The sequence below is a fragment of the Spirochaetia bacterium genome (genome assembly GCA_022482625.1).
GTDB lineage: Bacteria > Spirochaetota > Spirochaetia > Sphaerochaetales > Sphaerochaetaceae > Pleomorphochaeta.
In genome coordinates, this window is the sequence record JAKVOU010000001.1 from 2,850,405 (window position 1) to 2,875,931 (window position 25,527).

29 protein-coding genes are annotated in these 25,527 nt (G+C 41.7%); 8 read left to right on the forward strand and 21 right to left on the reverse strand.

Annotated elements, in window-relative coordinates; all coding sequences use genetic code 11:
• Positions 1-48 precede the first annotated feature (48 nt).
• Positions 49-267: a DUF234 domain-containing protein gene (locus LKE40_12935; GenBank protein MCH3918334.1), complete on the forward strand. Its 219-nt coding sequence runs from the start codon at positions 49-51 to the stop codon at positions 265-267.
• Here the strand turns inward: LKE40_12935 and LKE40_12940 are convergent.
• From LKE40_12940 to LKE40_12960, 5 genes are all read right to left on the reverse strand, one after another.
• Positions 252-851: an RloB family protein gene (locus LKE40_12940; protein ID MCH3918335.1), complete on the reverse strand. Its 600-nt coding sequence runs from the start codon at positions 849-851 to the stop codon at positions 252-254. The two genes, LKE40_12935 and LKE40_12940, sit on opposite strands and share 16 nt — an antisense overlap.
• Positions 829-2,127: an ATP-binding protein gene (locus LKE40_12945; protein ID MCH3918336.1), complete on the reverse strand. Its 1,299-nt coding sequence runs from the start codon at positions 2,125-2,127 to the stop codon at positions 829-831. Before LKE40_12945 ends, LKE40_12940 begins: the two co-directional genes overlap by 23 nt.
• A 95-nt stretch (positions 2,128-2,222) precedes the next feature.
• On the reverse strand, positions 2,223-2,432 hold the full coding sequence (locus LKE40_12950) for a type II toxin-antitoxin system YoeB family toxin (GenBank protein ID MCH3918337.1): 210 nt from the start codon (positions 2,430-2,432) through the stop codon (positions 2,223-2,225).
• Between the two features lie 94 nt (positions 2,433-2,526).
• Complete coding sequence (locus tag LKE40_12955) at positions 2,527-2,793, reverse strand: type II toxin-antitoxin system Phd/YefM family antitoxin (protein ID MCH3918338.1); 267 nt, start codon at positions 2,791-2,793, stop codon at positions 2,527-2,529.
• Positions 2,794-2,865: 72 nt separating this feature from the next.
• Positions 2,866-3,144, reverse strand: a complete 279-nt coding sequence (locus LKE40_12960; GenBank protein ID MCH3918339.1) for a hypothetical protein — start codon at positions 3,142-3,144, stop codon at positions 2,866-2,868.
• A 50-nt stretch (positions 3,145-3,194) separates the two neighbouring features.
• Here LKE40_12960 and LKE40_12965 point away from each other — a divergent pair, with 50 nt between their 5' ends.
• Positions 3,195-3,410: a hypothetical protein gene (locus tag LKE40_12965; GenBank protein ID MCH3918340.1), complete on the forward strand. Its 216-nt coding sequence runs from the start codon at positions 3,195-3,197 to the stop codon at positions 3,408-3,410.
• A gap of 186 nt (positions 3,411-3,596) precedes the next feature.
• On the opposite strand, the gene LKE40_12970 is transcribed toward LKE40_12965, so the two are convergent.
• Positions 3,597-4,811 (reverse strand): ATP-binding protein, encoded by a 1,215-nt coding sequence (locus LKE40_12970; protein MCH3918341.1) that lies wholly within the window; start codon positions 4,809-4,811, stop codon positions 3,597-3,599.
• 400 nt (positions 4,812-5,211) lie between these two features.
• Between LKE40_12970 and LKE40_12975 the strand changes: the two genes are divergently transcribed.
• Positions 5,212-6,282 (forward strand): HD domain-containing protein, encoded by a 1,071-nt coding sequence (locus tag LKE40_12975; protein ID MCH3918342.1) that lies wholly within the window; start codon positions 5,212-5,214, stop codon positions 6,280-6,282.
• A 21-nt stretch (positions 6,283-6,303) separates the two neighbouring features.
• Here the strand turns inward: LKE40_12975 and LKE40_12980 are convergent, their stop codons facing one another.
• The 10 genes from LKE40_12980 to LKE40_13025 all read right to left on the reverse strand — a co-directional run bounded on the left by LKE40_12980 (position 6,304) and on the right by LKE40_13025 (position 18,190).
• Positions 6,304-6,915 (reverse strand): hypothetical protein, encoded by a 612-nt coding sequence (locus tag LKE40_12980; GenBank protein ID MCH3918343.1) that lies wholly within the window; start codon positions 6,913-6,915, stop codon positions 6,304-6,306.
• A complete protein-coding gene (locus LKE40_12985) occupies positions 6,905-8,260 on the reverse strand; it encodes an ATP-binding protein (protein ID MCH3918344.1) in 1,356 nt (451 codons plus the stop codon). Before LKE40_12985 ends, LKE40_12980 begins: the two co-directional genes overlap by 11 nt.
• 333 nt (positions 8,261-8,593) lie before the next feature.
• Positions 8,594-9,256 carry a hypothetical protein gene (locus tag LKE40_12990; GenBank protein MCH3918345.1) on the reverse strand — a complete coding sequence of 221 codons (663 nt, stop codon included), beginning with the start codon at positions 9,254-9,256 and terminating at the stop codon, positions 8,594-8,596.
• Between the two features lie 355 nt (positions 9,257-9,611).
• Positions 9,612-12,032: a glycoside hydrolase family 2 protein gene (locus LKE40_12995; protein ID MCH3918346.1), complete on the reverse strand. Its 2,421-nt coding sequence runs from the start codon at positions 12,030-12,032 to the stop codon at positions 9,612-9,614.
• A 293-nt stretch (positions 12,033-12,325) separates the two neighbouring features.
• Positions 12,326-13,105 (reverse strand): substrate-binding domain-containing protein, encoded by a 780-nt coding sequence (locus LKE40_13000; protein MCH3918347.1) that lies wholly within the window; start codon positions 13,103-13,105, stop codon positions 12,326-12,328.
• Positions 13,106-13,157: 52 nt separating this feature from the next.
• Positions 13,158-13,352, reverse strand: a complete 195-nt coding sequence (locus LKE40_13005) for a LacI family DNA-binding transcriptional regulator (GenBank protein MCH3918348.1) — start codon at positions 13,350-13,352, stop codon at positions 13,158-13,160.
• Positions 13,349-14,890: a sulfatase-like hydrolase/transferase gene (locus LKE40_13010; protein ID MCH3918349.1), complete on the reverse strand. Its 1,542-nt coding sequence runs from the start codon at positions 14,888-14,890 to the stop codon at positions 13,349-13,351. Before LKE40_13010 ends, LKE40_13005 begins: the two co-directional genes overlap by 4 nt.
• A gap of 594 nt (positions 14,891-15,484) precedes the next feature.
• Positions 15,485-16,240 carry an ABC transporter permease gene (locus LKE40_13015; GenBank protein ID MCH3918350.1) on the reverse strand — a complete coding sequence of 252 codons (756 nt, stop codon included), beginning with the start codon at positions 16,238-16,240 and terminating at the stop codon, positions 15,485-15,487.
• A complete protein-coding gene (locus tag LKE40_13020) occupies positions 16,240-17,190 on the reverse strand; it encodes an ABC transporter ATP-binding protein (protein ID MCH3918351.1) in 951 nt (316 codons plus the stop codon). The genes LKE40_13015 and LKE40_13020 overlap by 1 nt, the downstream gene beginning before the upstream one ends.
• A 133-nt stretch (positions 17,191-17,323) precedes the next feature.
• Positions 17,324-18,190, reverse strand: coding sequence for an AraC family transcriptional regulator (locus tag LKE40_13025; GenBank protein ID MCH3918352.1), 867 nt, complete (start codon positions 18,188-18,190; stop codon positions 17,324-17,326).
• A 514-nt stretch (positions 18,191-18,704) separates the two neighbouring features.
• On the opposite strand from LKE40_13025, the gene LKE40_13030 reads away from it, so the two are divergent.
• Entirely contained in the window at positions 18,705-18,911 is a 207-nt protein-coding gene (locus LKE40_13030; protein MCH3918353.1) for a hypothetical protein, read from the forward strand.
• A gap of 121 nt (positions 18,912-19,032) precedes the next feature.
• On the opposite strand, the gene LKE40_13035 is transcribed toward LKE40_13030, so the two are convergent.
• Together LKE40_13035 and LKE40_13040 are read right to left on the reverse strand one after the other, a co-directional pair.
• A complete protein-coding gene (locus LKE40_13035) occupies positions 19,033-19,467 on the reverse strand; it encodes a DUF2335 domain-containing protein (protein MCH3918354.1) in 435 nt (144 codons plus the stop codon).
• The gene (locus LKE40_13040; protein MCH3918355.1) at positions 19,451-19,648 is read right to left on the reverse strand and encodes a hypothetical protein; all 198 of its coding nucleotides are present in this window, start codon (positions 19,646-19,648) and stop codon (positions 19,451-19,453) included. Before LKE40_13040 ends, LKE40_13035 begins: the two co-directional genes overlap by 17 nt.
• Before the next feature lie 161 nt (positions 19,649-19,809).
• Between LKE40_13040 and LKE40_13045 the strand changes: the two genes are divergently transcribed.
• The 3 genes from LKE40_13045 (at position 19,810) to LKE40_13055 (ending at position 20,484) form a co-directional block, all read left to right on the forward strand.
• Positions 19,810-19,962, forward strand: a complete 153-nt coding sequence (locus LKE40_13045; GenBank protein MCH3918356.1) for a hypothetical protein — start codon at positions 19,810-19,812, stop codon at positions 19,960-19,962.
• 20 nt (positions 19,963-19,982) lie between these two features.
• Positions 19,983-20,249 carry a hypothetical protein gene (locus tag LKE40_13050; protein MCH3918357.1) on the forward strand — a complete coding sequence of 89 codons (267 nt, stop codon included), beginning with the start codon at positions 19,983-19,985 and terminating at the stop codon, positions 20,247-20,249.
• An 88-nt stretch (positions 20,250-20,337) separates the two neighbouring features.
• Positions 20,338-20,484 (forward strand): hypothetical protein, encoded by a 147-nt coding sequence (locus tag LKE40_13055; protein MCH3918358.1) that lies wholly within the window; start codon positions 20,338-20,340, stop codon positions 20,482-20,484.
• Between the two features lie 55 nt (positions 20,485-20,539).
• Here the strand turns inward: LKE40_13055 and LKE40_13060 are convergent, their stop codons facing one another.
• The gene (locus LKE40_13060; GenBank protein MCH3918359.1) at positions 20,540-21,154 is read right to left on the reverse strand and encodes a CDP-alcohol phosphatidyltransferase family protein; all 615 of its coding nucleotides are present in this window, start codon (positions 21,152-21,154) and stop codon (positions 20,540-20,542) included.
• 356 nt (positions 21,155-21,510) lie between these two features.
• Here LKE40_13060 and LKE40_13065 point away from each other — a divergent pair, with 356 nt between their 5' ends.
• Positions 21,511-23,088, forward strand: a complete 1,578-nt coding sequence (locus LKE40_13065; protein MCH3918360.1) for a transposase — start codon at positions 21,511-21,513, stop codon at positions 23,086-23,088.
• Positions 23,089-23,528: 440 nt separating this feature from the next.
• Here LKE40_13065 and LKE40_13070 read toward each other — a convergent pair whose 3' ends face one another.
• Together LKE40_13070 and gnd are read right to left on the reverse strand one after the other, a co-directional pair.
• Complete coding sequence (locus LKE40_13070; protein ID MCH3918361.1) at positions 23,529-23,834, reverse strand: hypothetical protein; 306 nt, start codon at positions 23,832-23,834, stop codon at positions 23,529-23,531.
• 225 nt (positions 23,835-24,059) lie between these two features.
• Positions 24,060-25,523, reverse strand: coding sequence for a decarboxylating NADP(+)-dependent phosphogluconate dehydrogenase (gnd, locus tag LKE40_13075; GenBank protein MCH3918362.1), 1,464 nt, complete (start codon positions 25,521-25,523; stop codon positions 24,060-24,062).
• Positions 25,524-25,527 lie beyond the last annotated feature (4 nt).

The following is a 25,527-nucleotide window of genomic DNA, read 5'->3' on the forward strand; positions in this document are numbered from 1 at the left end:
TCCCTGAGGGCGAAGCCCCTGTGTTTTTGTCAATCACTTTTTCAACTGATGAAATATGAAATCATAGACAATTTCCTTCTGTTTAGGTTCATCTATGGCAGTCAAAGCGCAATTGAATTGGAGAATTTCAATTGTCTTATCACTACTGTTTCCAATCAGCTTCCAGCCTATTCAGGGATTCTCATGGAATGCCTGATACAGCAAGCAGGAAAATATAAACCAAGAGGAAATGGCAGGCTTTTTCTTGGAAATTACAATGAGAACTGATAATCTTTGACTACTTCAGTAAAAAATTTATCGACATTGCTGTATGTGGCTTTTTCATCACCGACACAGGATATGCGAAGCTGTTCACAATTCTTGATAGCTCGGGGAAGTTTATCGTGCAAGAGTTGATACATGGAGTGTTTTTCCTGCCATTCTTTTTTTTTGTCATAGCCAGGAATATGACGATTCAATTCATCAATCACCGAACCCTGATTGCTGTATGAATGAGAAGGCAAAAGAAAGTGAGCAAGAAACCACACTTCAAAAGATGGATTGCTATCCAGAAAGACAATCCCTTTGTTTCGGGCTTTACGAAGGTCGTCTCTCGTCTTGCGTGTTAGAGTTGTATCGACATCATGATCAAAGGCACAGCAAATGATATCATAAACTCCGGAATCATAAGCTTTGAACGCCATTTTCAAAATAGCATCCAGACTGCTATGTGTTGCTTCCTTCGGAGAAACCGTCAGATTATGCAATCTTACTTCTCGTCTGAAGGAATCCAGATAAAGCTTTTCCGTGCTCCCTTCTGTAATGACCAAAATCGTTGTATTGCTCTTTCTATTTTTTGTTTTTCTTGGCATTCATACATCCTTTGAGAGAAAAATAGCCATCTGTCAGAGGATAACCGCCGAATTTACCTGCTTCATAGTAATATTTTCGACTGACATCCTTCCTCAGCCCTGTATAGTCAGTGATGGAAGTGTACTCGCATGCACCATCTTCTTTTTTCCTGGCAATCCAGATTTCATCATCCCTAAGCAATTTGCTGTCCATAAGATCAAGGATATGAGTCGTGAACAGCAACTGGCTGTCATTGCAATTATGAAGGAAAGACCTGATGAAGAATTCTATCAGTTCGATATGCAGGGAAGATTCTATTTCATCGATCCGCAGCAACTTCGGAATATTGCAGGAGAGTATCAGCGGCACCATCGTTTCGAGAAACCTTTGCGTTCCCTCTGATTCTTCATCCAAAGGCAATTCCATCGCATGTCCTTCAAATGTATGGGTAACAGACACATCCCATTGTTTCATATTCACTCCATTTTTCTTCAATTCTTCTACTACATCATGAGACATTTGTGTTTCCAGTTGCGTAGAAAAATCAAATTCTTTCATCGTTATATCACTGATATCATGGAAATCAGCTGCTTTCAGTACTGAAATAACGTTGCGCTTTTCAATGGCATCGACGGACATGGCTGTAAAAATATCATAATAACGGTCCGGGGTAATGAGCGGTTCAGGCAACAAGCCACTCAGTACTTTATGGATAGAAGCCATGAAAGTTTGATTGAGGTTGGCCGCTCCACTGATCAACGATACGTTGTCCCTGATCATCTGGGAAATCTGCTTCTTTGTCCCTTTTATCATATCCCCCCATTTTACATGGGTACCGATACGGTTGAAGATAAGTTTCTTCTGGGACTTCGGGTAATAAACCAAAGATTCCTTAAAAACCTTATGTGCATCCATACTGAGTTCATAGACGAATCGCCGGGGTTCATTGGTCAAGGAGCCTTCAGGGACATGATAGAAGGTGATGGAAAAAAAACCGGGAGAGTTCCTGCAGGTTTCATCGAACAGGAAAGGGACATGTCCAGTCGGGGCGTCCGGCTTGATATTCTGGAAACTGTGAAGCATAAAATTCAAATAGTCCCGCAAAGCCACAAGCAATTTCGATTTTCCTGAAGCATTGGCACCATATACACAGGCAATCTTCAACAATTTCTTCCCATCCGGCATCACACATACATGTAGGTCGTCATCGACATTGTTGGTCAATGCTGTTTCAAAACTGACGGTCTGCAACTCTTTGATACAATAGGTATTTGCTATCGAAAACTCCAATATCATGGAAACCTCCAAATCTATGTCTAGCACAGATTATCAACACTATATTCAAAATTATATCATATTTCAACATTATTGTGTCATTTATTATAATAATTTTACATATAAGTTTGCGCCGTATTGTTAGCGGATAATTGAAACAAGAGTATCCAGACCAGTATCATCAGTCTTGCAGTTACAAAACTGTGTTGCCGGTCGGTTGCGATATGGCAATCCTTCTGGTTGATTCGTCTACTGTAAATTTCCTCATTCTTGTATTTGAGCCGCTCAGGATTGCCGGAACCTTCAAGAACCCCTTTGCGGACAATCTCAAGTATAAGCTTGCTGATTTTTTCCTAGGTCGTATGGTCATCCTTCAGTTATGAAGTGTATTCGTCGAAGCCCTTAGGTGAGAAAATGATATTAGTCCTCATGCAGTCCCAGCTTCTTAGCTTCTTCATCGGTGATGGTCTTCACATTTCCTTTTTTCAGGGACTGCATAGCCTCATCAATCTTTGCCAGATACTGGGCATTGTTATAGACTTTTTCCATTTTTCTGAATTCGGTTTCAGAAACCAGCACTACATTTTTGTTCTTGGTACGGGATACAATTACAGGCTCACCGTTTGCGGCGATGTCGCAGAAGTTCTTGAAATTGTCTCTCACGCTTATGGTATTGGCAGTAATCATACAGCACCTCGATCATTAAAATAGTACGGTTTTTCGTACGAAATCAAGTCTTTGGCAAATTTATTGACTGGTTCATGTATCTTCCACACTGTGCGGAAAGCAGACGATAGCCGGGGAAAGGCTCCCGAGCCCAATTACCATTAGGAGGACATAGGCATGGCAATGAAAGTCCTCATAAAGAGGCAGCACAGCATCGGCAAGGCGGTGAAGTTCACCACATTCAGCCCATAGCCCACATGCCACTGTATGTACCCCTGCTGTTCCGCTTCCCGGTGATTGTGCACCGCTGTTCCAGCCTAGGTAGGTATGGGGGTTACCGCTGTCGCGCAGTTGCGCCGTCTCCTTTCCCATATTGTCGGCTTCCTCAGCATTGCGGTGCAGCCTTCTAATGTGGATACTTCGTGGGACTGAGCGTGTATTCGCATATCAAGCACATCTGGAAAAAGCTGAATCTGAAGGACCAGTTCGGGACCGTGGATGCCGCTATCGACGAGATAAAGAACATACGGTACCTCGAGCACAAGCGCAAGGCGAAGATCGTGACCCCGTTCATCGGACGGCAACTGAAGGTCTGCAAATACTTTGAGCTCGAGATTCCAAAAGGATGCGGGTTGTAGGCCAAGCAGATAAGCTTGAAGACAGGACGAAAGAACAAGAAGGCAGCCCAGGTATACAAAGACAAAGAGTCTGAGAACTCGGGGTGATGATTTATCTGATGACAACAATGGAAGATGAATCCTTTGATAGTAGCCGAAAGGATATTTCTTCAAAGTGAAAATACTTCGGGAATTTCAACATTCTGTTCAATTCCATTCTTCAGCAAGCAGGAAATCACGGATATTCCGGTGCTTGATCCCGTTCCGGCTCATATCAAGTTCGTCGAGTGATACGACATATTTCGGATAGTTGTCACGGACGCTGTCAAATACCCTGAATTCCCTGTCGATCGTATCCTCGGATGCGAACAGGTACGTAACTTGGATATAGACCTTTTCACTTTGTTTTTCACAGATGAAGTCGATTTCTCGATTTCCTGTCTTTCCGACCATGACTTTATAGCCGCGACGCAGACTTTCCATGAAGACAATGTTTTCCAGAATCATGTTGATGTCACGCATGTTGCCGCCGTAGACGGCTTCTCGGATGCCATGGTCGGCAAGATAATACTTGTCGTTGACGGAAAGGATTTTCTTGCCGGAAATATCCTTCCGCCGTACCCGATAGAATAGAAAGGCATCGGTGCAGTATCTGATATAGTTCAATATCGTTTCCGTTGCTACCGTACGGTGCTCACTCCTGAAGTATTTCGAAATTGATGAAGCCGAAAAAAGCTGGCCGACATTGACGCTGAGATAGCCGATGACCCTTTCCAATAAATCAACGTCACGGACATTGTTGCGTTTCACGATGTCTTTCAATTCGACGGAGTTGTAGACATCCTGCAGGTATTGGCGGCAAGGTCCTTCCTTGTAGCTGAGTTTCCCTAGATACGGCATGCCACCCAATACCAGATAGCGGGAGAAAGCATCACGGGCTGTAGCCTCAGGGACGGTCTCACGATACAGTTCCAGGAATTCTGAGAAAGAAAAGGGATAGACAGTGAACTCGACATATCTTCCTGCCAGATACGTGGCAAGTTCACCGGACAGAAGCTTTGCGTTTGAACCTGTAAGGTAGATGTCGCAGTCGGATTCTACCCTCAGTGAATTGATGCAGGTTTCCCATTCCTTGACCTCCTGTATTTCATCAAGGAAAAGATATGCTTTTCCTTGTATGGTGGAAATACGTCTTAGCATTTCTGCATGAAGTGTCTCTGCTGTACAGAGATGGGCATTGGTCATGTCTTCAAAATTGATGCAGATGAAGTGATCTTCTGACAGTCCGCTGGCTTTGAGTTCTTCCTGGATAAGTTCAAGCATGACCGACTTTCCGCTACGACGGATACCGGTCAGCACCTTGATCAGGTCGTTTCCGATGAACGGTCTGATATGCCTCATATACAGTTCTCGTTTGATCATGGGGATCTCCTTCATTTGTTTTCCTATGAAAATATAGCATAGGTATAACTGAAATTCAATAACTTATATTAAGTTTTGTAAGTTATAACTTATAAAAATATATATAAACAATAAATTATAAGATACAAATTTAAATAATTAAATAGGTAAATACCAAAGTTAAACTTGATAATTTTGAATTCTCAGATAGATAATTCTTGTACAAATGAATATTAGTTTATTAGTATAACTTAGTAAATTTGTTTTTTTCCTGTCAATATCCTTGTTTCTCTACCAAAGTTGGAGTATAACAAAAGTAGTAATTGAAAAGTTAGATAGAATTGTTTATTATAATCGGTTGCGTTGTTTATAACGATATATCTGTAGTATATTAGTTTGCAATACAGAAAAGGACTATAATGTGTCAGAAAAAATTTTGATTGCAGTGGGCCCAGATGATCAGGAAATCTTATTATCAATCTTATCCTCTGCAAAAAATTTTATTGCTATATCAGAACAGGATGTATTTTCTCTATTGGAAAAGAATCCAGGGATTTCTATTGTTATAGCTGATCCTCTTTTTCTTGGCCTGGAATCCGATATCTTTGTCCGATTGCTAAGGGAAAAGTATCATTACCTTCCTATATTGATAATCTCAGACGGAAGTTTCCAATTGGACCAAAAGAGATTCTTGACCTATGGTATTGCTGATTTTCTGGACAGGCCGCTGGATCCTCGGTTCATTGCTATGAAAGTCAAAGTATATGGTTGTCTGAAATTGCAAAGATCTCTATTGGAAAGAAAAAACTTTACATTGCTGCAGGTAAGTCATGGGCGGACCCTTGAACAGGTTCATGAAATAATCCTGAAATTGTTTGACCTGGATAACCAGAGCCTGCTTAGCCATCTGAAAAGGACCTCAATGATGATGCAGGTGGTTGGCAGTCATATTGCTTCATTGCATCTTCCCGGTTATGAGCTGTCTGCTTCTTTTCTGAATGGGATTGTAGAGACGACTCCATTGCATGATATAGGCAAAGCCTGTATGCCCTTGGATGTACTCAATAAGCCAGGTAAGCTTACTGATATGGAATTTGAGATGATCAAACACCATGTTATCTGTGGTGCAGCAATGTTGGTAAGGGAAAAAGAGGAATTGTTGAAATCTTCTTTTGCCTTTCATGCTGCTCTGGATATTATTCTCTATCATCATGAACGGTATGATGGCAAAGGTTATCCTTTTGGTCTTAAAGGGCAAGAAATACCGTTGCCTGGTCGGATGATGGCCGTAGTCGATGTTTATGATGCATTGACAAGTATCCGTCCTTACAAAAAGGCTTTTACACATCAGGAGTCCATTGCTTTGCTTTGCGAAAGCAGAGGTACTCATTTCGACCCGATTATACTTGATGCGTTGCTGCAGGAACAGGATAAGATAGAAGAGATAGCGGAAAAACAGCGACCGACAGGTGGAATAAAACCGTTCTATTGATCGTCAGATTTCTCAATGTTTCTATAAACAAGTTCCTTGCAAAAGTTCATTTTCAATTTTTTTGCTGCTTATTTCTTTACCATAGAACTTATAAAAAGGGAATTCTGTTTCGTTTACCAGTGCTAGTTTTTGTGGTTGTGGTTTCGTAGTTTGTCTTCTTGTTTCATTGATGTTCTGTATATAGATAATCCGATCAAGAAAAGAATTCAATGTAGTAGCTTTAAAGTTTTTCAATTGGGCGGCAAGGTAGGCGCAGATGCTATTGCCACCTTTTAATTGATGTATTACATGCTGCTTGCTTTTTGAACGGTTTGACTTGGCTAATTCTATGATAATTGTATAAGGCTTTCCCTTTTGATCACATGTAAAAATAATGTAATCAGGTCTACAACAATATTCTATATCTGGTGGGTTGTCTTTAAATATTGCTTTTGGAACTGGGAAGCTATCTCCTTTAAATATTAATGAACTTCCAGCGGCAAGGTGATGAATTGTCAGCGCATAGTCTGCTTTTTCTTCTATCAAAGTAACATCTACTTCATGAAATGTTTTTTGAGAGTTTGGCAAAGGATATATCAACAGATCCTGCAGCATACTATCCAAATCTTTCAGGCAGTCATTTCTATTTGGCATACCAGACCTCTGAAATAGTATCTTGAATACGGTTGATTTCTTCTATGGTGGTATCGAAAGAGGATATTTCAATTCCCTCTTCAGCAGATACTGCTTTTTTGCCAAAGTTATATGTATTTCCTTTTTTCTTTTCTGATACATAACAGTTTATGTCTTCAGGATAAAGGAATTCACTTTCGTGATAGCCTTCCTCATGTGCTAATTGTAATAATTTGCTATTTCCCTTATAGTTGGAAAAAAGGATTAAGGTATTCAATTCGCGGATGATGATATCACTGTGAGTGGATACCATGACTTTGATTCCTTTATGTACTATTTGTGCAATAAATCTAGCCATTCGCCGTTGGTTGACCGGATGAAGGTTTGCTTCTGGCTCATCAAAAAAAACGAGATCATCCCTTCGAATATATCGTGATATTTCATAGATACCCATTAAAGCGTGAACTGAACTAGAAGTTTCTGGCAATGTCAAGTTATTGTTTTCCTGTTCTAATGGTTTGAATGTAATTATCTGTCCTTCATGGCTGAAGGAACCTCCTACTATGTTTTGATACGTATCCTGTAGGTCATTATCCATGATTGAAGCTGTTCTTTCTTTTTCGCGTATTCTGTTGCTTCTTGCCAGAGATAAATAATCTGAAACAATCAGAGGATACTTTTCAGTTTTTGCATTTAGCAATTCCATTCCTTGGTTTTTTGATTCATTCCGTTGCAGTATATCCACTAATTGACTACGATATCCATCTATTTCAACTTGAAATTCTTCAATACCGGAACGTTGGGCACAGAGATAGTACATATTAGGGAAAATGCTGTCAGCAATTATGGTAGAAAATGAACTTATAATTAAATTTAGAGGTATTTTTTCTCCTTCCGGAGTCATTGGATGGATACTTATATTTCCATTTTTCATACTTTGGGAAAAAGTAAATGCTTTTCCATTTTTTTTTGATATGACTGCAGTTGCAGATAAAGGAACATGTAATGGGAAGTTAGGTTCTGGTTTAATAGTGATTTTGGCATTTTTATACCGTTCTGGATTCCCACGGAATATGTTTGAAAAATTCTTGGCAGAAAATGAATTAGCACAGGTTTGTATACCTGTTGCAATATCAGAGAAATAATTTTTTGTATCAATGATAAGTTCACTTCCATTATTTAAGGTCTCAAAATCATCTTTGTGAAAATTTATCTGTAGGTTGTGCTTTAAATATTTGATGAACCCATAAATAGCAGAGGCAATATATGTCTTTCCCGTATTGTTCTCTCCTGTAAGTATGACAAGTTTGTTGCTTTCAATTTCACACGAATCGATCACACCTAAATGAGAGATGTTAAATTTCATTCTTTTGCTCCGTTTTTGACCATACAACTGTTATACTATGAAAAGAGGAATAACGGTTCCCTTTGATTACTGTATATATACTATAACAATTTACTGAGAGTAGTAAATAGAGAAAAATGTGACTTGAGGATATCTGGACGTGGATACTGTTACGTACATAATTCCGTATGCATCTCATCTTACTGAAATAACTTTATCTGAAAAGCAAACTTCTGCTTTTTTATATGAATTTATCTTGGCTAATTGTTATCACAAAGAAGTAAAATTATTTTATAGGTCGTTAAATTCGGGAATACAAGTTTTTCTTAGATACTATTTAGAATAGTAGTATAATTAGAAAGCCCGAATTGCACGGATATGATATTTGCTGTCTTTCCGTACTGGTACCAATAGGTCTGTGTAGAGATTGGCGGCAATCACAGCGCCATTTGCTTCTGTCGAGGTCAGGTAAGTTTCAGATTTTAGATTTCCTATCTTTTTTTGGATGAATATATTATACAATACTTTCAATTCATACTTGCTTGGCAAAAACCAGTCTGTATAGATTTTCCCTTTATAGGTGCTGTATTTGTTTTTGCATATCAATGCTGCATAATCTGCCGAACCTTTGCTGGGTTCCTGTGTCCCGTATGTTGCTACAACCTTATCTGTATTTGCCTTACCTGTGCCTATAGCTGCTGAAGTACCGACAGTATTGGATCGCCAGTTGCCTCCCCAGATATAAGAACCGGTTTCGTCGGCAGAAGCGGCTTCAAGATATTTCCATCCACAAACATCAGATTTCAGGTTATCTGCCCCATCAGGATCTTCCTTGGTATTATCTGCATCACAGTCATAAAAAATATAACCGCCTGCAGGACCTATTCCACCGATTTCATAGCTATGGGGAGTCATTGATGACAAGAAAATAAGGAAAACAATGAAGCAGAGACAAAATATGATAATTTTGATTCTATTGATTATTTTCCGACCGAATTTTTGTATATAACTGGACATGGGGACAACGCATCCTTTTGTGGAGTTGGTTTATATGTATATGGATATTATGGTATCTGTTTTTTAAAGAATGATTATACCATATATGTTTTTTACCTTATGTATTCTTCTTATCTTTTGCAAGAAGCACGGGATTTTTTTTTGGCATTGTCAGCCAGTTGTATAGTTTGATAGTATCTTTTGATAGGGAAATACATGGAGAAAACACTGATGTGTGGTAATAAAAGGATTGTCGTAGCTGCCATGTTGATTGAATTTGATATTGGAATGTCGAAAAATATTGCCAGCCTTCTTGGCTGGCAACTATTGATATAAAACAAAGTATCTTAAAGAAGCAATGAGACCGTTCTTGGGGTCATCTGATATCGTATATGCTCCTTGCCTTCAGTTTCCTAGGCGTTCCCTCGATTATGTGGATAATCCTTTTACCGCGTTCCATATCGAAGAAATTATCATCCAAGACGAAGTCATCTTCATCAGAGTAGATTTCCACACATTTTGCAAAACATGACGAAGAAACCTGTACTGCATTTCCTGAGACTTCCAAGGAAATCCGGGGATCTTGGAAATGATAATATTTCGGGGCAGTAAACAGAACTGAACCCGAAGAAGTAATCTCTTTGTCTCTGACCAATTCGTATTGGAAATGGTTGTCAAGGAAATCAGTCGAGTGAAAATCCAAGTCGGCTATATATGCTGCAGAGAAAGGCAGGATTTCTACTGGTATAGAACCTTGCTCTATGACTGTAGAGTTTGCATTTCTTAGGTACCAATGTACGAGACCTGTTGCCGTTTTCTTCGTTTCATTGGAAATGTTAAGCCGTGCACGGGTAGGGACAGGTCCTGTCGGTTCCGTGATGATTGAAGTCTTGGCCTGACATTCTCCATATTCTTCACAGCTGAGCAACACAGGGACAAAGAATCGCTTTGCAAAGTACTGCAGGGCTTTCCAACGCCCGTAGTAGTCAATGGATGACCATGAAGCACCAGGCCAGATGTCATTGAGCTGCCAATAAATGGCACCCATACATCGTCCTCTGTTTCTTCTCCAGTGTTCTACTCCATATTGGATTGCCAATGCCTGCAGCAACTGTGAAGCATATACCAGCTTTTCAAAAGAAGTCGGGTATGGGAATGTCTGGGAAAGATAAGCAAGTATCTTTCCGTTTGCTCCTTCATTTCTCTGGTGCATTTCCATGATTCTTGAGAAGATGTTATGGTCTTCGGGAAGCGTGAAGCTTTTGATCGTCTTCATGTCTGGAAACGATTGGAAGCCGAATTCTGAAACGTAACGGAAATAGTATTTTCTGTATTCAGAAAAAGGTTTCTCGCCATGCCATACTTCCCAGTAATGGACATCACCCCTGTTTGGGTCATTGGGTTCATCGAAGCTTCCTCCTGATGAAGGGGAAGACGGCCAGTAAGGTGTATTTGGATCTACCCTATGGAGAATATGCGGAATGATGTGTTCATTCATACGTATGTAGGTTGCTTTTGTTCCTTCATTGCCGTCATAGCCGTATACTCGTGCAAACTCTTCCATTTCATTGTTGCCGCACCATAGGCCAAGACATGCATGATGACGTATCCGCCGTACATTCTGTTCTATTTCTGCCGTAATGTTGTCTTCGAATGCATAATCCAGAGGATAATTTGCACAAGCAAACATAAAGTCCTGCCAGACGACCAAGCCCATTTCATCACAGCAGTCATAGAAATCATCCGAAGGGTAAAAACCTCCGCCCCACACGCGTATCACATTGAAATTCGATAATACACACTGTCTGAGAAGCTTTTTTGTCCTTTTCGGGGTAATCCTGCTGAGGATGTTGTCTTCAGGTATGTAATCGGCTCCCATTGCGAAGAATTGGACACCGTTTACACAGTGGCAGAATTTTTCTCCCCATTTGTCTTTTTCCCGTGTCAACGTCAGTGTACGGAGTCCGATTCGTTTCTTTTGGACAGCAACAGTACTGCCGGTTTCCTGAAGTTCTGCTGTTACTGTGTACAACGGTTGTTTCCCAAGTCCATTTGGCCACCAGAGTTGCGGATTTTGTATTTCAAAGGGGATTCCCTCGGAAAGTTCCTTTGAATTGCCTTCAGGGTCTTCAAGGAACAGCCGTACTGTTGCATTCTTGGTCTTGGATACATTGACAGTAAGGAAGACTTTGCCATTCTCATGTTTCTGTGTGACGAACATATCACTGATGGTCGCATGTGATATACCTGCCAAGCGGATATCACGCCAGATACCGGCATCTGGAAGTCGAGGACCCCAATCCCATCCAAACATGCAGTGGGCTTTTCTTAAATGCGGAAAACCCCGCATGGATTCTGTTGATCCTCCGACATGCCATTGTGCATCTTTTTCTTTGATGAATCTAAGCGGGGAAGGAAAAGAAAGAACGATTGTATTTGTACCAGCATGCAACAGGTCCTTGATATCATAGGTCCATGTCCGATGCATATTGTCAGCATGACCTACTGGTATGTCATTGATGGAGATATCACAGAGAGTATCCAAGCCAAGACATTGGAGCTGTATTTCATCATTGGACAATAGTTCTGATGTGACAGAAAATTGTCTGAAAAATACATAATCATTTTCCATAAGTCCAAGGGCCTTGAGCTCATTGTCCCTGTAGAACGGATCATCCATCAATTTGTTTTCCAGCATGAAGGAATAAACGGAACCAGGAATATTTCCTGTGATAACCCTGTCCTTGTCCTGGATGGCATACATCTGCCATTTGCCCGATAAAGATTGCAACATCATGTCTGTCCTCCTTCATTTTCCACTGAAATGACTGGAATAATTATCTGAGGCTATTTCTTTGATTTTATGATTGCGAAATTATTGTAATCATGCAAGTACTTTATTTTACTAAGCATAGCTTTAAGATTTGATATTCGATCAAAACAGCAGAGATAGCTTCAAAAAACAGCTGGAACTGTCGATGGCTTCCAGCTGTTTCTTTGTAATCGTACCTGTTATTTGTGCTGTTTCCTGTATTCCTGATATACAGACATTTGGCTTTGACGGAAATTGTAGTTTTGGTTGAAAGTATGTCAGAGGCTTTCCCTTGTTATGATGTTGGTCTTCAAGGACACATGAAGGGCTTTTTTGCTTATTTCTTCGCCATTAAACATCCTAGATAGGATTGATGTAGCGGATTTTCCAATACCGGCTCTGTCAATGTTGAGAGTTGTAAGCTTAGGACTGGAATAGTAGCCGAGGCGACTGTTGTTGACGCCGATGACGGAACAGTCCTCTGGAACTCTATGGCCGAGATTGATCATCCTGTACATGGCATTGAGTGCCACGGCATCGGTACGGCCGAAGATGCCGTCAATTTGGAATCCTGAGGCCAAAAGTTTCTCTATTTTTTGATTGAGGTCGGCTTCGCAGGGACAGCCTGACAGTATCCTGCAATGTCCATCATCAAATTTGCCATAGGCTTTCAGTTCATCGACAAATCCCCCGTATCTGAAGTCAGCGGAAATATCTTTCTCTTTGGTGTCGGAAAAGCTGTCTACATAGACAAGGTGTTTTCTGCCTTTGTCCAGAAGAGCCTTGCAGCAATCCCTGGCACCTTGGTATAGACCCGAGTTGATCAGGCCGAACGTTCCTGTCAGCTCTGTATATGCTTTCATTTCAAGCAATACCAAAGGAATATTGGTATCGATGATATCTTGGATATAGTTGGTCCGGAACGTACTGGAACCGATGATAAGCCCATCAAAATAACTTTGCGTAATTGATTTGACGAAATCATCGGTGTTCTGTGTCTCACATAGGCAGATGAAATAGTCGTGTTCCGTAGCCCAGGCATTCATCTGTTTGTTTATCTGGCCGAAGTGTTCACTGAGGAGATTGTCGACAAGGAAGAGGATCAGATGGCTATGTTTGCCCTTGAGAGCCCTTGCAATTGAGTTCGGGCGGTAGCCAAGTTGCCTTCATGGCTAGCTTTACCCTTTCCCGCTTGTCCTTGTCAACGTATCTGTTGTCGTTGACCACATAGGAAACGATGGTCGGGGTAACGCCTGCTTTTTCTGCAACATCCCTTCGTGTTACTCTTTTTACTGGACCTGTCATACTGCTCCCGGTACTTTCTTGTATTTTACCTTCAGCCTTGTGTTTGCTGTGATTTCAAGGCCTGTATCATAATCAAGTTGCCTGATCTCACCGATATCACTGGGGCGCTGACGGGTATATCCGTCACATTCCCAGTCAGGTACTACCTCTCCCTTGTTCCATGGCCTGCATTTCCACTGATAGCCCCTGTAGGGATCACGGGTAGTGTTCATCCAATCCATGATGCTTTGGTGAAGCCTGTTCCTGATTTCCCTATAGGCTGGATCATTGATTATGTTTTTCATTTCGTAAGGGTCATCTGCAGTATCATACATTTCATCGGTTTCATCAAGTAAATGAATGGCAAGCTTGTACTTATCGCTGATTGCTGCTCGCATGAACTGGATACCGCCGAAACCGTCATGGTCAATTTCATACCTATGGAATTCACAGAAGACTTCTTCATGGAGTACCTTGTCAGAAGAAGGGTCTTCGATGACCGGACGCATGCTGATGCCGGGCAGGACAGGAGGCTGGTATATGCCGAAGTAATCAAGGAAGGTAGGAACTAGGTCGATATGGGACATGACATGGTCATAGGTTCTTCCTGCAGGTGCCTGCAGATAGGCACCGCCTTTGATGATCAGAGGGATATGTGCAATTTCTTCGTAGATTGAAGGACCTTTCAGTGTCAGTGAATGTGCTCCAAGGGCTTCACCATGGTCACTTGTAAAGATGACCATGGCATCAGGAATCTTTTTCTTTATTTCATCAAGTACCCTGCCGATTTCATGGTCAGCATAGCTGTTGCAACCAAAGAACAGCTGTGGCCGTATATGCAGGTTTGCCTTGTCTTCAGTCAGTCGTTTTCCTGCCCATAGCTTTTGATACAGAGGTTTTCCTTCAAGGGTATCATAGTAATTGGGAGTCTTCGGCAGTTCATAATCCTTGTACATCGAAGCATATGGTTCCGGACAAAGGTAGGGCTGATGGGGCTCATCATAGCTTACGCAGAGGAACAGGTCATCCCTACAGTGGCTGTCGATGTATTTTATCGCTCTGTCGGAGACCCTATGTCCGAAAGTAAATTCTTCCGGAATGCCTTTGCCTTCCAACGAGATGTTTTCATCTCTGCTTTTGATTCTGTCTTCCTTTGACAGCTCGTCCAGATAACAGCGCATATCATACCAGTAGTCCGGATCATATCCCTTGGGACAGATACCGTTGCCGAAGTAATCGCCGCCGTCGAGATGCCATTTGCCGATGAAGGCCGTGTTTATGCCGTTGGGTTGCAGATATTCCCCTATGGTCTTGACGCCGGTAGTAAGGGGCACCGTATTGGTGATTCCTCCGTTGGAATGAGGGTAGAGTCCCGTAAATATTGCACTTCTGGCCGGACCACAGACCGGTTGGGTCGAATATGCCTTATTGAATCTTATGCCTTCGCTTGCCAACTTGTCGATATTCGGTGTTTTGAGGTCATGGTTGCCATAGCAGCCGATCATATCCCATCTTGTCGTATCAGTCATGATGAAAACTATCTGTTTCTTTTTTGCCATAACAGCCTCTGATTTATATCTTTGAAAAGAACAGTCATTAAGAAATATCCTGTAATGTCACATATGCTGCACGATACAAGATTATGCTTGGGTATCTTTAGCTGTTCTGCTTGGAACTTCAGTATAGGATGATCTGCAACAGGGCTTTTCCTTTAGTAATGTACACTCGTATGTATATAGCTCAAGCGTATCACTATATTGCTGTCTGTCAAGAGAAATTTTAGTTGTTTCTAGAAAAGGTGAAGTTGCTTGTCCTACCATGCCGGATACTTTGCAAGTTATGGCCGTAGCCTGAAATAAATATAATGAACATACGTCAGTGTGGTCGTGAGTGTTGGTTTTATATATCTCTATATTTACTTTTATATAAGTAATTACATCTTGATTTATGGCAATCATAACACATAGATGAAATACATATTTATTTTATGATCAAGAATCCTTTATGGAATCAGGAGATCTTCAACATCTGGTTTTTGCTGCATGGAGGATAGGGAAGGTGACAATGTCTGGACATGGAAAGGCCGGTCGGCAGCAGCTTGAAGGCCTGTGACAATCCTTTGGCAATGGCTGCTGTACCGACCTGATTGCCTGTCACAGGTCTGTCTGCTTTTTCAGTTTATGTACTGCCCATGAAAAGCTGATGCAGCACATTACTGAGAGCATGATGATTGTCGGGACAACAGTATGTATCTCTATGTTTTCCTGCAGGACCAAGGTCCGAAGTGTATTGATCACATGGGTGAAGGGATTGATGTCCACGGCAAGAGCCATGCTGCCTGACAGGCTGTTTTCCGGTAGCAATGCTGTACTGAGAAAGAATATCGGAAGGGCTATGGCATTCATTACGGTCTCATATGCGACTTCGTTGGGAAGACAGAGGCTGATTGTATACGTCAGGCCTGAGAGGAAAAAAGCAGTCATGCAGACCAGAAGGGCAATCAGCAATATACCTGGAAGGCCGGATGCAACCCTTACCGAGAAGAAAAGGCTGACGATGCACATGATCATGACTTCAAGGCCGGTACAGGCAACCGCTTCCAGCAGCTGGCCGAGTACGATTGCCTTCCTCCTGACAGGGGCAATCAGAATCCTGTAGAAACTTCCGTCTGCCTTCATGAGGTAATTCATGATGCCGTTGCTGCTGCAGGCTCCGAAGCTTGTCAGTATCATCAGGCCGGGAAGCAGGAAAGCCGTATAGTTTTCAATGCCGATGCCTTGCATGACCTGGCTGGCAAGGGAACTGTACAGTACCAGCCAGAGCATGGGCTGCAGGATGGTAACGATGATTGTGAATGCGTTATGCAGACGCCACAGTATATTTCGACGAAGTAAGGTAAAGACATCCATCATATGGTCTCCTTTTTGCCTGTAGACAGCAAGTTGATGCAGATATCCTCCAACGTAGGTTGCACGATGCCTATGCTGCGGAAATTGACATCATGTTCCAGCAGCCAACGGTTTATCTGATTCAGGTCCTTGCTGTTGCCGTTTGATTTGATGATGATCTTGTCCTGACGTAGATCTGATGCATCCAAGGCGAAGACTGCCTGCAGCATGCTGAAGCAGTTTCCTGCATCTTTTCCCGAGGCAAAGCTGATCTCCAGCATGTCCCGGTGCATGCATGTCCGCAAGGTATCAGGCGTTCCTTGGATGATTTCCTTTCCGTCCTTCATGATGCAGATGGTATCACTCAACCTGTCTGCTTCTTCCAGATAGTGGGTAGTCAGGAAAACGGTACTGCCGAAATTACTTTTGATTTTCTCTATCATCTGCCACATTGCCCGGCGGGAAGTGATGTCCATGCCTACGGTCGGCTCATCCATGAACAGTATCCGGGGATTCGATATCATGCACAGTGCAATGTCGAGCCGTCTCTTTATACCTCCTGAATAGGATGCAACCGGGTATTTCATATAGGCATTGAGATCGAAGCTTTCGATCAGGTTCCGTATGCGTGCCTGAGCTTCTGATTTTGGAATCCTGTACAGCCTGCTTTGGAACAGCATGTTTTCCATGAGGGAAAGATGCATGTCGATTGAAGTGTGCTGGGCCACACAGGCAATCTGTCTCCTGATGGCAGCTGCATTCCTGCATATATCCTTGTCGAGCATGATGACCTCACCTGAAGTGGGTCGCAGATACGTGGTAAGGATATTGACGAGGGTCGATTTTCCCGCACCGTTCGGTCCGAGAAGGGAGAATATTTCTCCTTTCTTGACGGTTATGGAAATCCCACATAGTGCTTGGGTACCGTTTCTGTATGCTTTTGTTACATCCTTGACGCTGATGGCAGTCATTCTTTTTCTCCTTGTTCAGCAAATAGAATTTCTATCCCGTTTAACAGGATGTTACGTGTATGGCAATCTTATCCCCGGTGAAATGTCTGTACGGGGACAATGAAAATTTTTTACTATCGGGTTCAAGGTCAGCTCAGTCCTTGCTCTTTTTCTTTATGGCAATCCATACCTCAATGTGTCCGGTCCGTATCATTTCCTTCTTGATCGGGTAGACTTCTATATCGGGAAGCCCCGCATACTCGTAACCAGAACAAGGAAGCCATTCAGCAGGAAAACGTCTGAAGATACCTTGGACTGCATCCTTGAAGTTGCCATTATCTTCAATGACTACCCAAGTTGCAGTAGGGATTGTCACTTCTGACAAACCCTTTGGAATTGGTTTGTCTGTTTCCATGGCTATGTAGTAGCGAATGTCCTGAGGAGCATTACAAAACGTGATGCCTGATATTGTTTCAGGAATCTGGTCTGACAGCTTGGAAATTTCTTCCAGTCGGTTATCCTTGATGATCTTTTCCCAGAAAGCCGGCACAATCTTTCTGTTGCTTTCCATATCAGAAGTCAAGGAAATGCGAATTCCGACCATTCTCATTGTTGCCTTTTTTTCGATCCGGTAGGAGAAGGCATTTTCGCCGGAAATCTTGACTGAAAGCCGGATAGGGGGATAGGCCTGCAGTACGCTTCCCTTTGCCCGTGCAAGGACGGGAGTTATACCGTGTACTTTCCTGAAGGTCCTGTTGAAGGAAGTCGGGGAAGTATATCCGTACTTCAATGCGATGTTGAGGATCTTACAATCCGTAGCCTGCAGTTCAAAGGCCGCTTGGGTCATCCTGCGGCGTCTGATATACTCTGACAGCGGAATTCCTGCTATATAGGAAAATATCCGTTGGAAGCAGGATGCCGAACAGCATGCGATTCTTGCTGCTTCTTCATAAGAAATCTGTTCATCAAGATTCTTTTCAATGTAGTCGATGGCATTGTCCAGCTGTTTCAGGCTTTCCATATCCCCGTTCCTCCATATGAAGTCATACAGCATAAAGAAATTTTTATCCTCTCCTTCCATGCCGTTTTCTGTAAACTTAAGAGGTTTTTGCAAAACTCGAAACTGATTGGTCAAGATGCATAAATATGCATTTTCTTCTGCGGCTTTCCCGACCTGTCCGAAGGCGTACCTGGCGCAGGGTTACAGCCTGCTGGACATACCTGCCGTGTGGATGGTGCTCTCCTCTTCCGCATGAATATGGTGTCGGAAGCATATATGGCAGGCGGCAGGGAAGAGCACATAGCAGGAAGGAACGGAAATGAGGACAGAGTGCAGGCACCCGGGAGGGCGTCCGTCCTGCGTGTGCGCGCAGGCATGGACAGGCCATGAAGGCTATGTGATGCGGCCGCGCTTTCCATTCCCTGCAGGTGTCCGGCATGGCTTCTGCATGGATATGCATCATTGGCGATATTTATTCAGTTATCCATGAGTTTTGAAAGAAACTATCCAAATCTAAATTTAATGAGAATTTCCAATGAGTACAAAAGCAATTGGAATCAGATTAGAATCTGGATATAATAATCCAAAAGACTGTAATGATATTTCAGAAATAAAATTAAAATTTGATTCTTATTGTCAGAATCCTACTTGGGTGGCAAAGGCTGACGTATATGACCACAGAAACGATAAAGATGAAACTAGAAAGGTGATATACCTCCCTATTCGGATCTTTTTGCTGTAAAAAGCAGGCTTGGAGATAAATATGTTCGTTCAAAACCAAATGATATCCCCTGAAGACAACCTTATTAAACTTTCGCAAAATAGTAACTAATTAATTTTGTAATCTTTTAATCTCTTTTTAGTTACGTTATATTTCTTTTCTCTTTTCGTTCTTTATTTCTTTGATTGTTTGCTTTGTAGAAAATGCCAGCTAATGTTGCTATAGGGACAAGAATTGAAGCAATACCATAACCATCTTTTCCTATAGCAATAAGATAAAATCCGCCGATTACACAGGTTAAGACAATAATAAAGGCAAGAATCTGTCCTCTGGCTGCACGGACTGAATCACCTTTGATAACAGTTTCCTCTATTTTGATTCTGTGATCAACTTGTTTTTCATATGTAATTAATAACCTATCTGTAATGCCAGGACAAAGACGTTCATCTCTTTCTAATTCATCAGGAGGAGGTAATATTCCTGTTCTTGTTTTGAAAGCGGCCATAGTTTTAATAGTGGCAGTTTGCTGTTGCTTTGTCGGTTGCGGTTTTTGATTTGAGCTAGATTTTGTTGGCACAAATAACCTCATGTGCGATATTCATATCTTGTTTTAGAACGTTAATATCATTCAGATATGCTTTATAATCGGCCTCTTCGGAAGTATTAGAATCATTATATTCGTTCAAGATGCCAAATAAATCTATATTTCGTGCTATTCCTTCGAGTATCGAAGGCCTAGCAAACAAAAAATCACTCATTGTATTTTTACTCCATAAATCAATTCTGATGAATTCAACTCTTCATTTCTAGAATACTAAGACATTTTTATTTCGTCAATTATTCTTTTCAATCATTGCGAGTATGTTGAATTGTAGAGGTTTTTGTAAAACTCGAAACTGATTGGTCAGTGTACATAAATATGCAGTTCCCTCAGCAGGTTTCCCGGCCTGTGTCCGGAAGGGAAAAGAAGAGGGAGGAACTGAGGGAAAAGCTGAACTGGCATGCCATGGTACCGGAAGGGCAGTCCCGCCCCCGTATGGCAAAGGACAAGTGTATTGTCATCTTTTTTTGAAAAACAATTCTTTTTAAGGTATGAAAAAAGGCTCGCTTTTGATATGCTCTGATTGGAGGAAAAAAGAAAGGGAAGAGGCCGGAGGCCCACCTGGTGCAGCTGCGCGACAGCGGAGACCCTCATGCCTACCTGTCCACGCTGGAACAGCGGTACACGGGGAAGCGGAACAGCAGGGGCACCTCTGTCTCTATGTCCTCATGAACGGGGGCTACAGCAGCTGGGCAATCAAGGCTTGCGGTGCTGCAGCTGTCAGGCATGGCTCCTGCATGGATATGCATTATCGGTGAATATTTATTCAAGCATCCGTGAGTTTTGCAAACATCGCTTAAAGTTATCAGAACCAGATTTCCTGAATATGTCCGTGGAATTGTAACGGTGGGATTGCTGAAGAGTCTGTTTGCTGTCTTTGCCGGTTCTGATTCTGATATTTTCCATGCTTATATTGAAGAATTGACGGAAAAATCGGTGTACGAAGTATCGGCAATGATTAGCTGCCATGAAGGAACTTCTTTGTCAAAATAAACTGAAATGCTACTGTCCGATGGCAACTTGCATATGTCCTGCATGGAAAATACTGTCAACGGCGATCCCATGTTCCCTTGCGATTCCTGTTGAGGGTCTGTGCCGTAAGCTCGATGCCAAGTTCTTCCAAGGCCGATACAGAAGCCATGGTGATGACGATGGCAAGCAGTTTGTCTTGGAATAACGGCATAAAGATCAGGCCGAACGGAAGGAGAAACAGCAGGAGACCTGAAACTTTGTTCAACCAGGTATGAAGGATTGCAAAAGCCTTGAAACGGTAGGCAGTGACGATGATTGCAGTAATGCGGATCGCCACTGTCATGATGATCCAAGGTAAAAAGGTATAGAACAACGTACCATATGACCTTATGAAATAGATCAGTACTGCAACAGTCAGAGGCAGGTCAGCAAGGGTATCAAGCAAGGCTCCCCGTTCGGATGGCAGGTGTGAGAGCCGTGCAAGAGGACCATCTGCAAGGTCCGTGAGTCCTGACAGGGCAAACAGAATGAGGAATACCGGCTGCCTGTCGACAAAGGCCAATGCAAGCAGGGAAAGGAATATCCTTGATATGCTCAGTCCATCAGCAATGTTTCTCAGCAATTGTCTTTTTGTTTTCTTATTGCTCGGCATGGTATTGGTATCATAGAAGAGAAAATGCCGCCATGTCAAAACTTGTTTGTCTTTTTATTTATGTTTCCAAGTTTTGATAATCGAAAAAGAATATATACCGTTGTCAATAGAATAGACTGAAACGGAAATAATGACGATATTGCATTGACCGTGTAATAAAAGTTTCCCAATTTTTCGGACTATAGAAATTACTAAAAAAGCATTAAATTCTGATTTTATTATAGATTTGGTCTCGTAGGAGAGTCCTTTTGCATGATTTTTCTTGAAAAGGACTCTTTATCGGGTTCTTTTTTTGCTGTTTTCTTAGATTCAAAGTTACAAATCACTATCAGGATCCTTGATATATAGTCCTGTTTTAATATATAATGGACTATATATAAAAGGAGCTTTTCATCATGGGTGTTTCAGAAGAGATTCGTAAAGTAGAGAGGCCAAAGAATACTATTGTCGAAGACAGCGGCAGGGAAGGAGTGAACAGATATTCCGTGCGTGTAAGGTCAGGGACAAAGTACATCAGAGGGGGAAACCCCCAACCAGGAAACGGGAGAGTTATCGGACATATCGTCAATGGACGGTTCGTGCCGATTACTGACAGGATGTCGGATGAGCCTGATTCCCTGTCCTATGGAGCAGCGGCAATGGCCAGATCTGTTTCAGATGATCTGTTTGAAGATCTCCTTGCAGTATATCCGCCGAATGAATCCGCTATGATTATGGCAATTGCAATGCTTAAGGCCTTAAGGCCAGGAATAGCAGCCAATAGATATTCCACACACTATGAAAGGACATTCATATCCAAATACTATCCCCACGTGGCATTGAGCAAGAATTCCGTAGGCTCACTCTTTAAGAAACTCGGGATGGATGGCAAGAAGAGAAAAGCTTTCTATGCATCCAGGATAAGCAGGGCAGCAGAGGACCATCATATTGCCATTGATGGGACTTTGAAGCAGGATACCAGCAATGTGAATGACCTTTCCGCCTTTTCCTATAAGGCCCGAGTGAAAGGATGCAGGGATGTTTCAGTGCTCTATGCATATGAAATAGAGACATTGGAGCCTCTATGCGCTGAGGTTTTTCCAGGGAACAGTATCGATGCAAGCTCTTTTTCTGCATTTATCAATGATAATAATATAAGCAAGGGCATAATAGTAGCAGATAAAGGTTTTCCTGTCAGTTCGATAGCAAAAGACTTGAAATCCAGGCCAGAGCTCCACTTCATGACACCTATAAGGAGAGTTGACCACAGAATCCATGACAATGACATGTTGGAATTCAATGAAGTGGTCACGGGGACAGACAAAAGTGTTGTCGGAAAGAAGGTAAAGCTCAATAATGGCAGCTATCTCTATTCTTTCAGAGATCCTTGCCTTGCAGGCAGAGAGGAAAGCTCTTTTATTTCCAGGTCAAAGGAGAAGAAGACTTTTGACAGTGAAAAGTACCTATCCCATAAGGATACGTATGGAGTCGTTGTTTTTGAATCAGACCTAGACTTGACCCTGAGTCAGGTCTACAGGAACTATGAGGACAGATGGTTGCTTGAACTTCTTTTTGCTCAATATAAGGGGGAGGAATGTCTCGATTCAACGAACGTGCAAGGAGATTATTCACTCATCGGAGTAGAATTCGTAAACTTCATAGCTACACTCATGACATCCAGGATGGTAAGGAAGGCCGCTCTTGCGAAACTCTTGGATGCGATGACTTATGGCGATCTGATGGAAGACCTTTCATCTGCATGGAGAAAAGCTGACGCTACCAGGAAACCAAATTCAGCCGACAACAAATGGGTACACACCTTGCCTTCAGTGTTGGCCTTGCTTGAAAAACTCGGGCTCTCTGAACCACTTGTCAAGGAACCAAAGAAGCGTGGAAGACCTAAAAAGGTAAGGACTATGCCGGAAAAGCCCAAAAGGCCTAGAGGCCGTCCAAGAAAAAACAAAGAAATTTCAGTTGAAATCAACAAACTATAGTCCGAAAAATTGGGAAACTTTTAGTGTAAATGTCTGAAGAAATATCATAAGTTATTCTGGAGCTAAAGACGATGCTACAGCCAGGAAGAACTGGTCAACATAGGAAAATGTTGTAATTTTTTCTATTACTACGTAAAATCTGACAATTTTTGATTGTTTGATTAAGTTTAGGCCTAAGTTGAAGATACAAATTATGATTTTCTTGCCATTTTTGTTCTTTGCAATAACCTTTGATGTGTTTTTCAAGTTCCCTTATGACTGCTTGTTGGTTAGGATAGTATTGTGAAGGAAGTATATAATGGGCGAGAAACCATACCTCGAATGCAGGATCGCTATCAAAGAAAATTATACCTTTCTTGATTGCTTTATCCACATTCGTCTTAGTTTTTTGGGACATATTGCTACATGTATCACGGCCGGTAAGGGAGGAAGATATACTGTCAACCTACTATATGCGGTAGCAGATCGAGCAGGTATTTGTCCTGTGCAAGCACAAAACCAAGATGCTTCCTCTCAGAGTCCAGAGTGAGGAGACCTTTAGGGGTCATCTTCTCCTGTCCTTTACAGCATCCGTCATCGTAAAACACCTCTAGGAAGAACTGAAGGAAACATCCATAGTCTCCCAGGGAAGCCTGATAGCCCTGAGGAACCATAAGTGCAAAGTCTTCGATGATACTGTACTTACCATGGAAGCTGCAAGGAAAGCCAAGGATGTGTATAAGCTGTTCACAATCAAGGTTTTTCATGAAAGTTCTAAAAAGATCTGATGTAATTAGAAATTTTCACAGGGAACTATAGATTAAGATTCCTTTTGATTATCTCAATTGATGGTCCTTATGTATTGATATTCTTTTATCGTAGCGTTTCTTTGTTGATAGTTGACAGTTCTATTTGTGAAATTTCAGATAATATAAAAAGGAGCCATACAAAATGACTTTTGTATCAGCTCCAATTAATTATTAGACTTTTATTTATACCGAATAACTTGAAGAGGCGGTTTTCCCCCCTTTGCCTGTCCAATTCGTATGAAAGAATTTACCACGTGCTTGATTAATTCTTTCGTAGGTATGAGCACCGAAATAATCTCTTTGAGCTTGTAACAAGTTAGCTGGAGAATCTGCACTAGTATAACCGTCTAACCATGAAACAGCAGTAGTCAGCGCTGGCAGACTAATACCTAGGTCCATGGCAAAAATTACGGTATGACGTAAACCTAATTGGTTTTCTTCAATGGCTTTTTTAAAATATGTATTGGTAATAAGGTTTGTCAAGAATGGATCTGTAGCATAAGCCTGTGATATATCATTGAGGAATGATGACCGAATAATGCAACCTCCACGCCATGTTAAGGCGATTGAGGCAAGATCCAAGTTCCAATTATGCATTTGTCCTGCCTTGCTAATTAATTCAAAACCTTGTGCATATGAAATAATCTTTGCTGTATATAATGCACTATGTAGTTCTTCAGGTGATAAAGTTCGATTGTTAAGAAACTTTAATTTTTGGGTAGGGGAGTTACGAAGGAATTTTTCTGCGGCCTGAACCCGTTGATCCTTTTCTGCTGACAAACACCTAGCAAATACTGCTGATGAAATAAGGGTTAACGGAATGTCTTCGTCCAATGCAGCTTCAACAGTCCATTTCCCTGTTCCTTTTTGCCCGGCAGAATCAAGTATTTTATCTACAAGGAAATTACCATCTGTGTCTTTAAACTTAAGTATGTTACTGGTGATTTCGACAAGATACGAATTGAGGTTACTATCATTCCAAGTAGCAAAGGTATTGGCAATTTCAATATTATTCATATGCAATGCTTTTTTCATTATCCAATAGATTTCACAAATAAGTTGCATATCTCCGTATTCGATGCCATTGTGTACCATCTTGACGAAATGTCCCGCTCCACCATTTCCTACCCAATTACAACAAGGTGTCTGTTTTTGTCCAGCCTTAGCCGAAATATCAAAGAACATCTGAGAGATAAGTTTCCAAGCTCCATGGGAACCTCCAGGCATAATAGCCGGTCCAGTAAGTGCTCCTATTTCTCCTCCTGATATACCTGTACCGATGAAATATAGTCCTTTGCTTTCCAGTAACTTAACTCTTCTTTCTGTATCATTATAATTAGAGTTTCCACCATCAATAATTACATCTCCAGAACTAAGCAGTGGTATAAGTTGCTTAATCAATTCTTCAACAGGAAGACCAGCTTTAATCATCAGCATGATGATATGTGGTGACTTTGTATTTTTAATAAGTTCTTCCAGACTATGGCAACCTAAGATTGCTTTACCTTTTCCTCTTCCTGCGGTAAAACAATCGACTTTAGATACAGTTCTATTAAAGACAGCAACAGTATATCCCTTGCTTTCTAAATTAAGTACAAGGTTTTCTCCCATCACAGCCAATCCGATTAACCCAATATCTGCAAGCATTATA

What these genes read in the sequence shown, in the direction of transcription:
- LKE40_12935 (MCH3918334.1), top strand. Translation starts at nt 49, where the DNA reads ATGAAATATGAAATCATAGACAATTTCCTTCTGTTTAGGTTCATCTAT.
- LKE40_12990 (MCH3918345.1), bottom strand. Translation starts at nt 9,256, where the DNA reads ATGTCCAGTTATATACAAAAATTCGGTCGGAAAATAATCAATAGAATC.
- LKE40_12955 (MCH3918338.1), bottom strand. Translation starts at nt 2,793, where the DNA reads ATGATTACTGCCAATACCATAAGCGTGAGAGACAATTTCAAGAACTTC.
- LKE40_12985 (MCH3918344.1), bottom strand. Translation starts at nt 8,260, where the DNA reads ATGAAATTTAACATCTCTCATTTAGGTGTGATCGATTCGTGTGAAATT.
- LKE40_12970 (MCH3918341.1), bottom strand. Translation starts at nt 4,811, where the DNA reads ATGATCAAACGAGAACTGTATATGAGGCATATCAGACCGTTCATCGGA.
- LKE40_13070 (MCH3918361.1), bottom strand. Translation starts at nt 23,834, where the DNA reads ATGAAAAACCTTGATTGTGAACAGCTTATACACATCCTTGGCTTTCCT.
- LKE40_12995 (MCH3918346.1), bottom strand. Translation starts at nt 12,032, where the DNA reads ATGATGTTGCAATCTTTATCGGGCAAATGGCAGATGTATGCCATCCAG.
- LKE40_13020 (MCH3918351.1), bottom strand. Translation starts at nt 17,190, where the DNA reads ATGACTGCCATCAGCGTCAAGGATGTAACAAAAGCATACAGAAACGGT.
- LKE40_13050 (MCH3918357.1), top strand. Translation starts at nt 19,983, where the DNA reads ATGAAAAAAGGCTCGCTTTTGATATGCTCTGATTGGAGGAAAAAAGAA.
- LKE40_13045 (MCH3918356.1), top strand. Translation starts at nt 19,810, where the DNA reads ATGCAGTTCCCTCAGCAGGTTTCCCGGCCTGTGTCCGGAAGGGAAAAG.
- LKE40_13005 (MCH3918348.1), bottom strand. Translation starts at nt 13,352, where the DNA reads ATGACAGGTCCAGTAAAAAGAGTAACACGAAGGGATGTTGCAGAAAAA.
- LKE40_13015 (MCH3918350.1), bottom strand. Translation starts at nt 16,240, where the DNA reads ATGGATGTCTTTACCTTACTTCGTCGAAATATACTGTGGCGTCTGCAT.
- LKE40_12945 (MCH3918336.1), bottom strand. Translation starts at nt 2,127, where the DNA reads ATGATATTGGAGTTTTCGATAGCAAATACCTATTGTATCAAAGAGTTG.
- LKE40_13040 (MCH3918355.1), bottom strand. Translation starts at nt 19,648, where the DNA reads ATGAGTGATTTTTTGTTTGCTAGGCCTTCGATACTCGAAGGAATAGCA.
- LKE40_12960 (MCH3918339.1), bottom strand. Translation starts at nt 3,144, where the DNA reads ATGGGAAAGGAGACGGCGCAACTGCGCGACAGCGGTAACCCCCATACC.
- LKE40_13030 (MCH3918353.1), top strand. Translation starts at nt 18,705, where the DNA reads ATGAGTACAAAAGCAATTGGAATCAGATTAGAATCTGGATATAATAAT.
- gnd (MCH3918362.1), bottom strand. Translation starts at nt 25,523, where the DNA reads ATGCTTGCAGATATTGGGTTAATCGGATTGGCTGTGATGGGAGAAAAC.
- LKE40_12980 (MCH3918343.1), bottom strand. Translation starts at nt 6,915, where the DNA reads ATGCCAAATAGAAATGACTGCCTGAAAGATTTGGATAGTATGCTGCAG.
- LKE40_12940 (MCH3918335.1), bottom strand. Translation starts at nt 851, where the DNA reads ATGCCAAGAAAAACAAAAAATAGAAAGAGCAATACAACGATTTTGGTC.
- LKE40_13025 (MCH3918352.1), bottom strand. Translation starts at nt 18,190, where the DNA reads ATGGAAAGCCTGAAACAGCTGGACAATGCCATCGACTACATTGAAAAG.
- LKE40_13065 (MCH3918360.1), top strand. Translation starts at nt 21,511, where the DNA reads ATGGGTGTTTCAGAAGAGATTCGTAAAGTAGAGAGGCCAAAGAATACT.
- LKE40_13010 (MCH3918349.1), bottom strand. Translation starts at nt 14,890, where the DNA reads ATGGCAAAAAAGAAACAGATAGTTTTCATCATGACTGATACGACAAGA.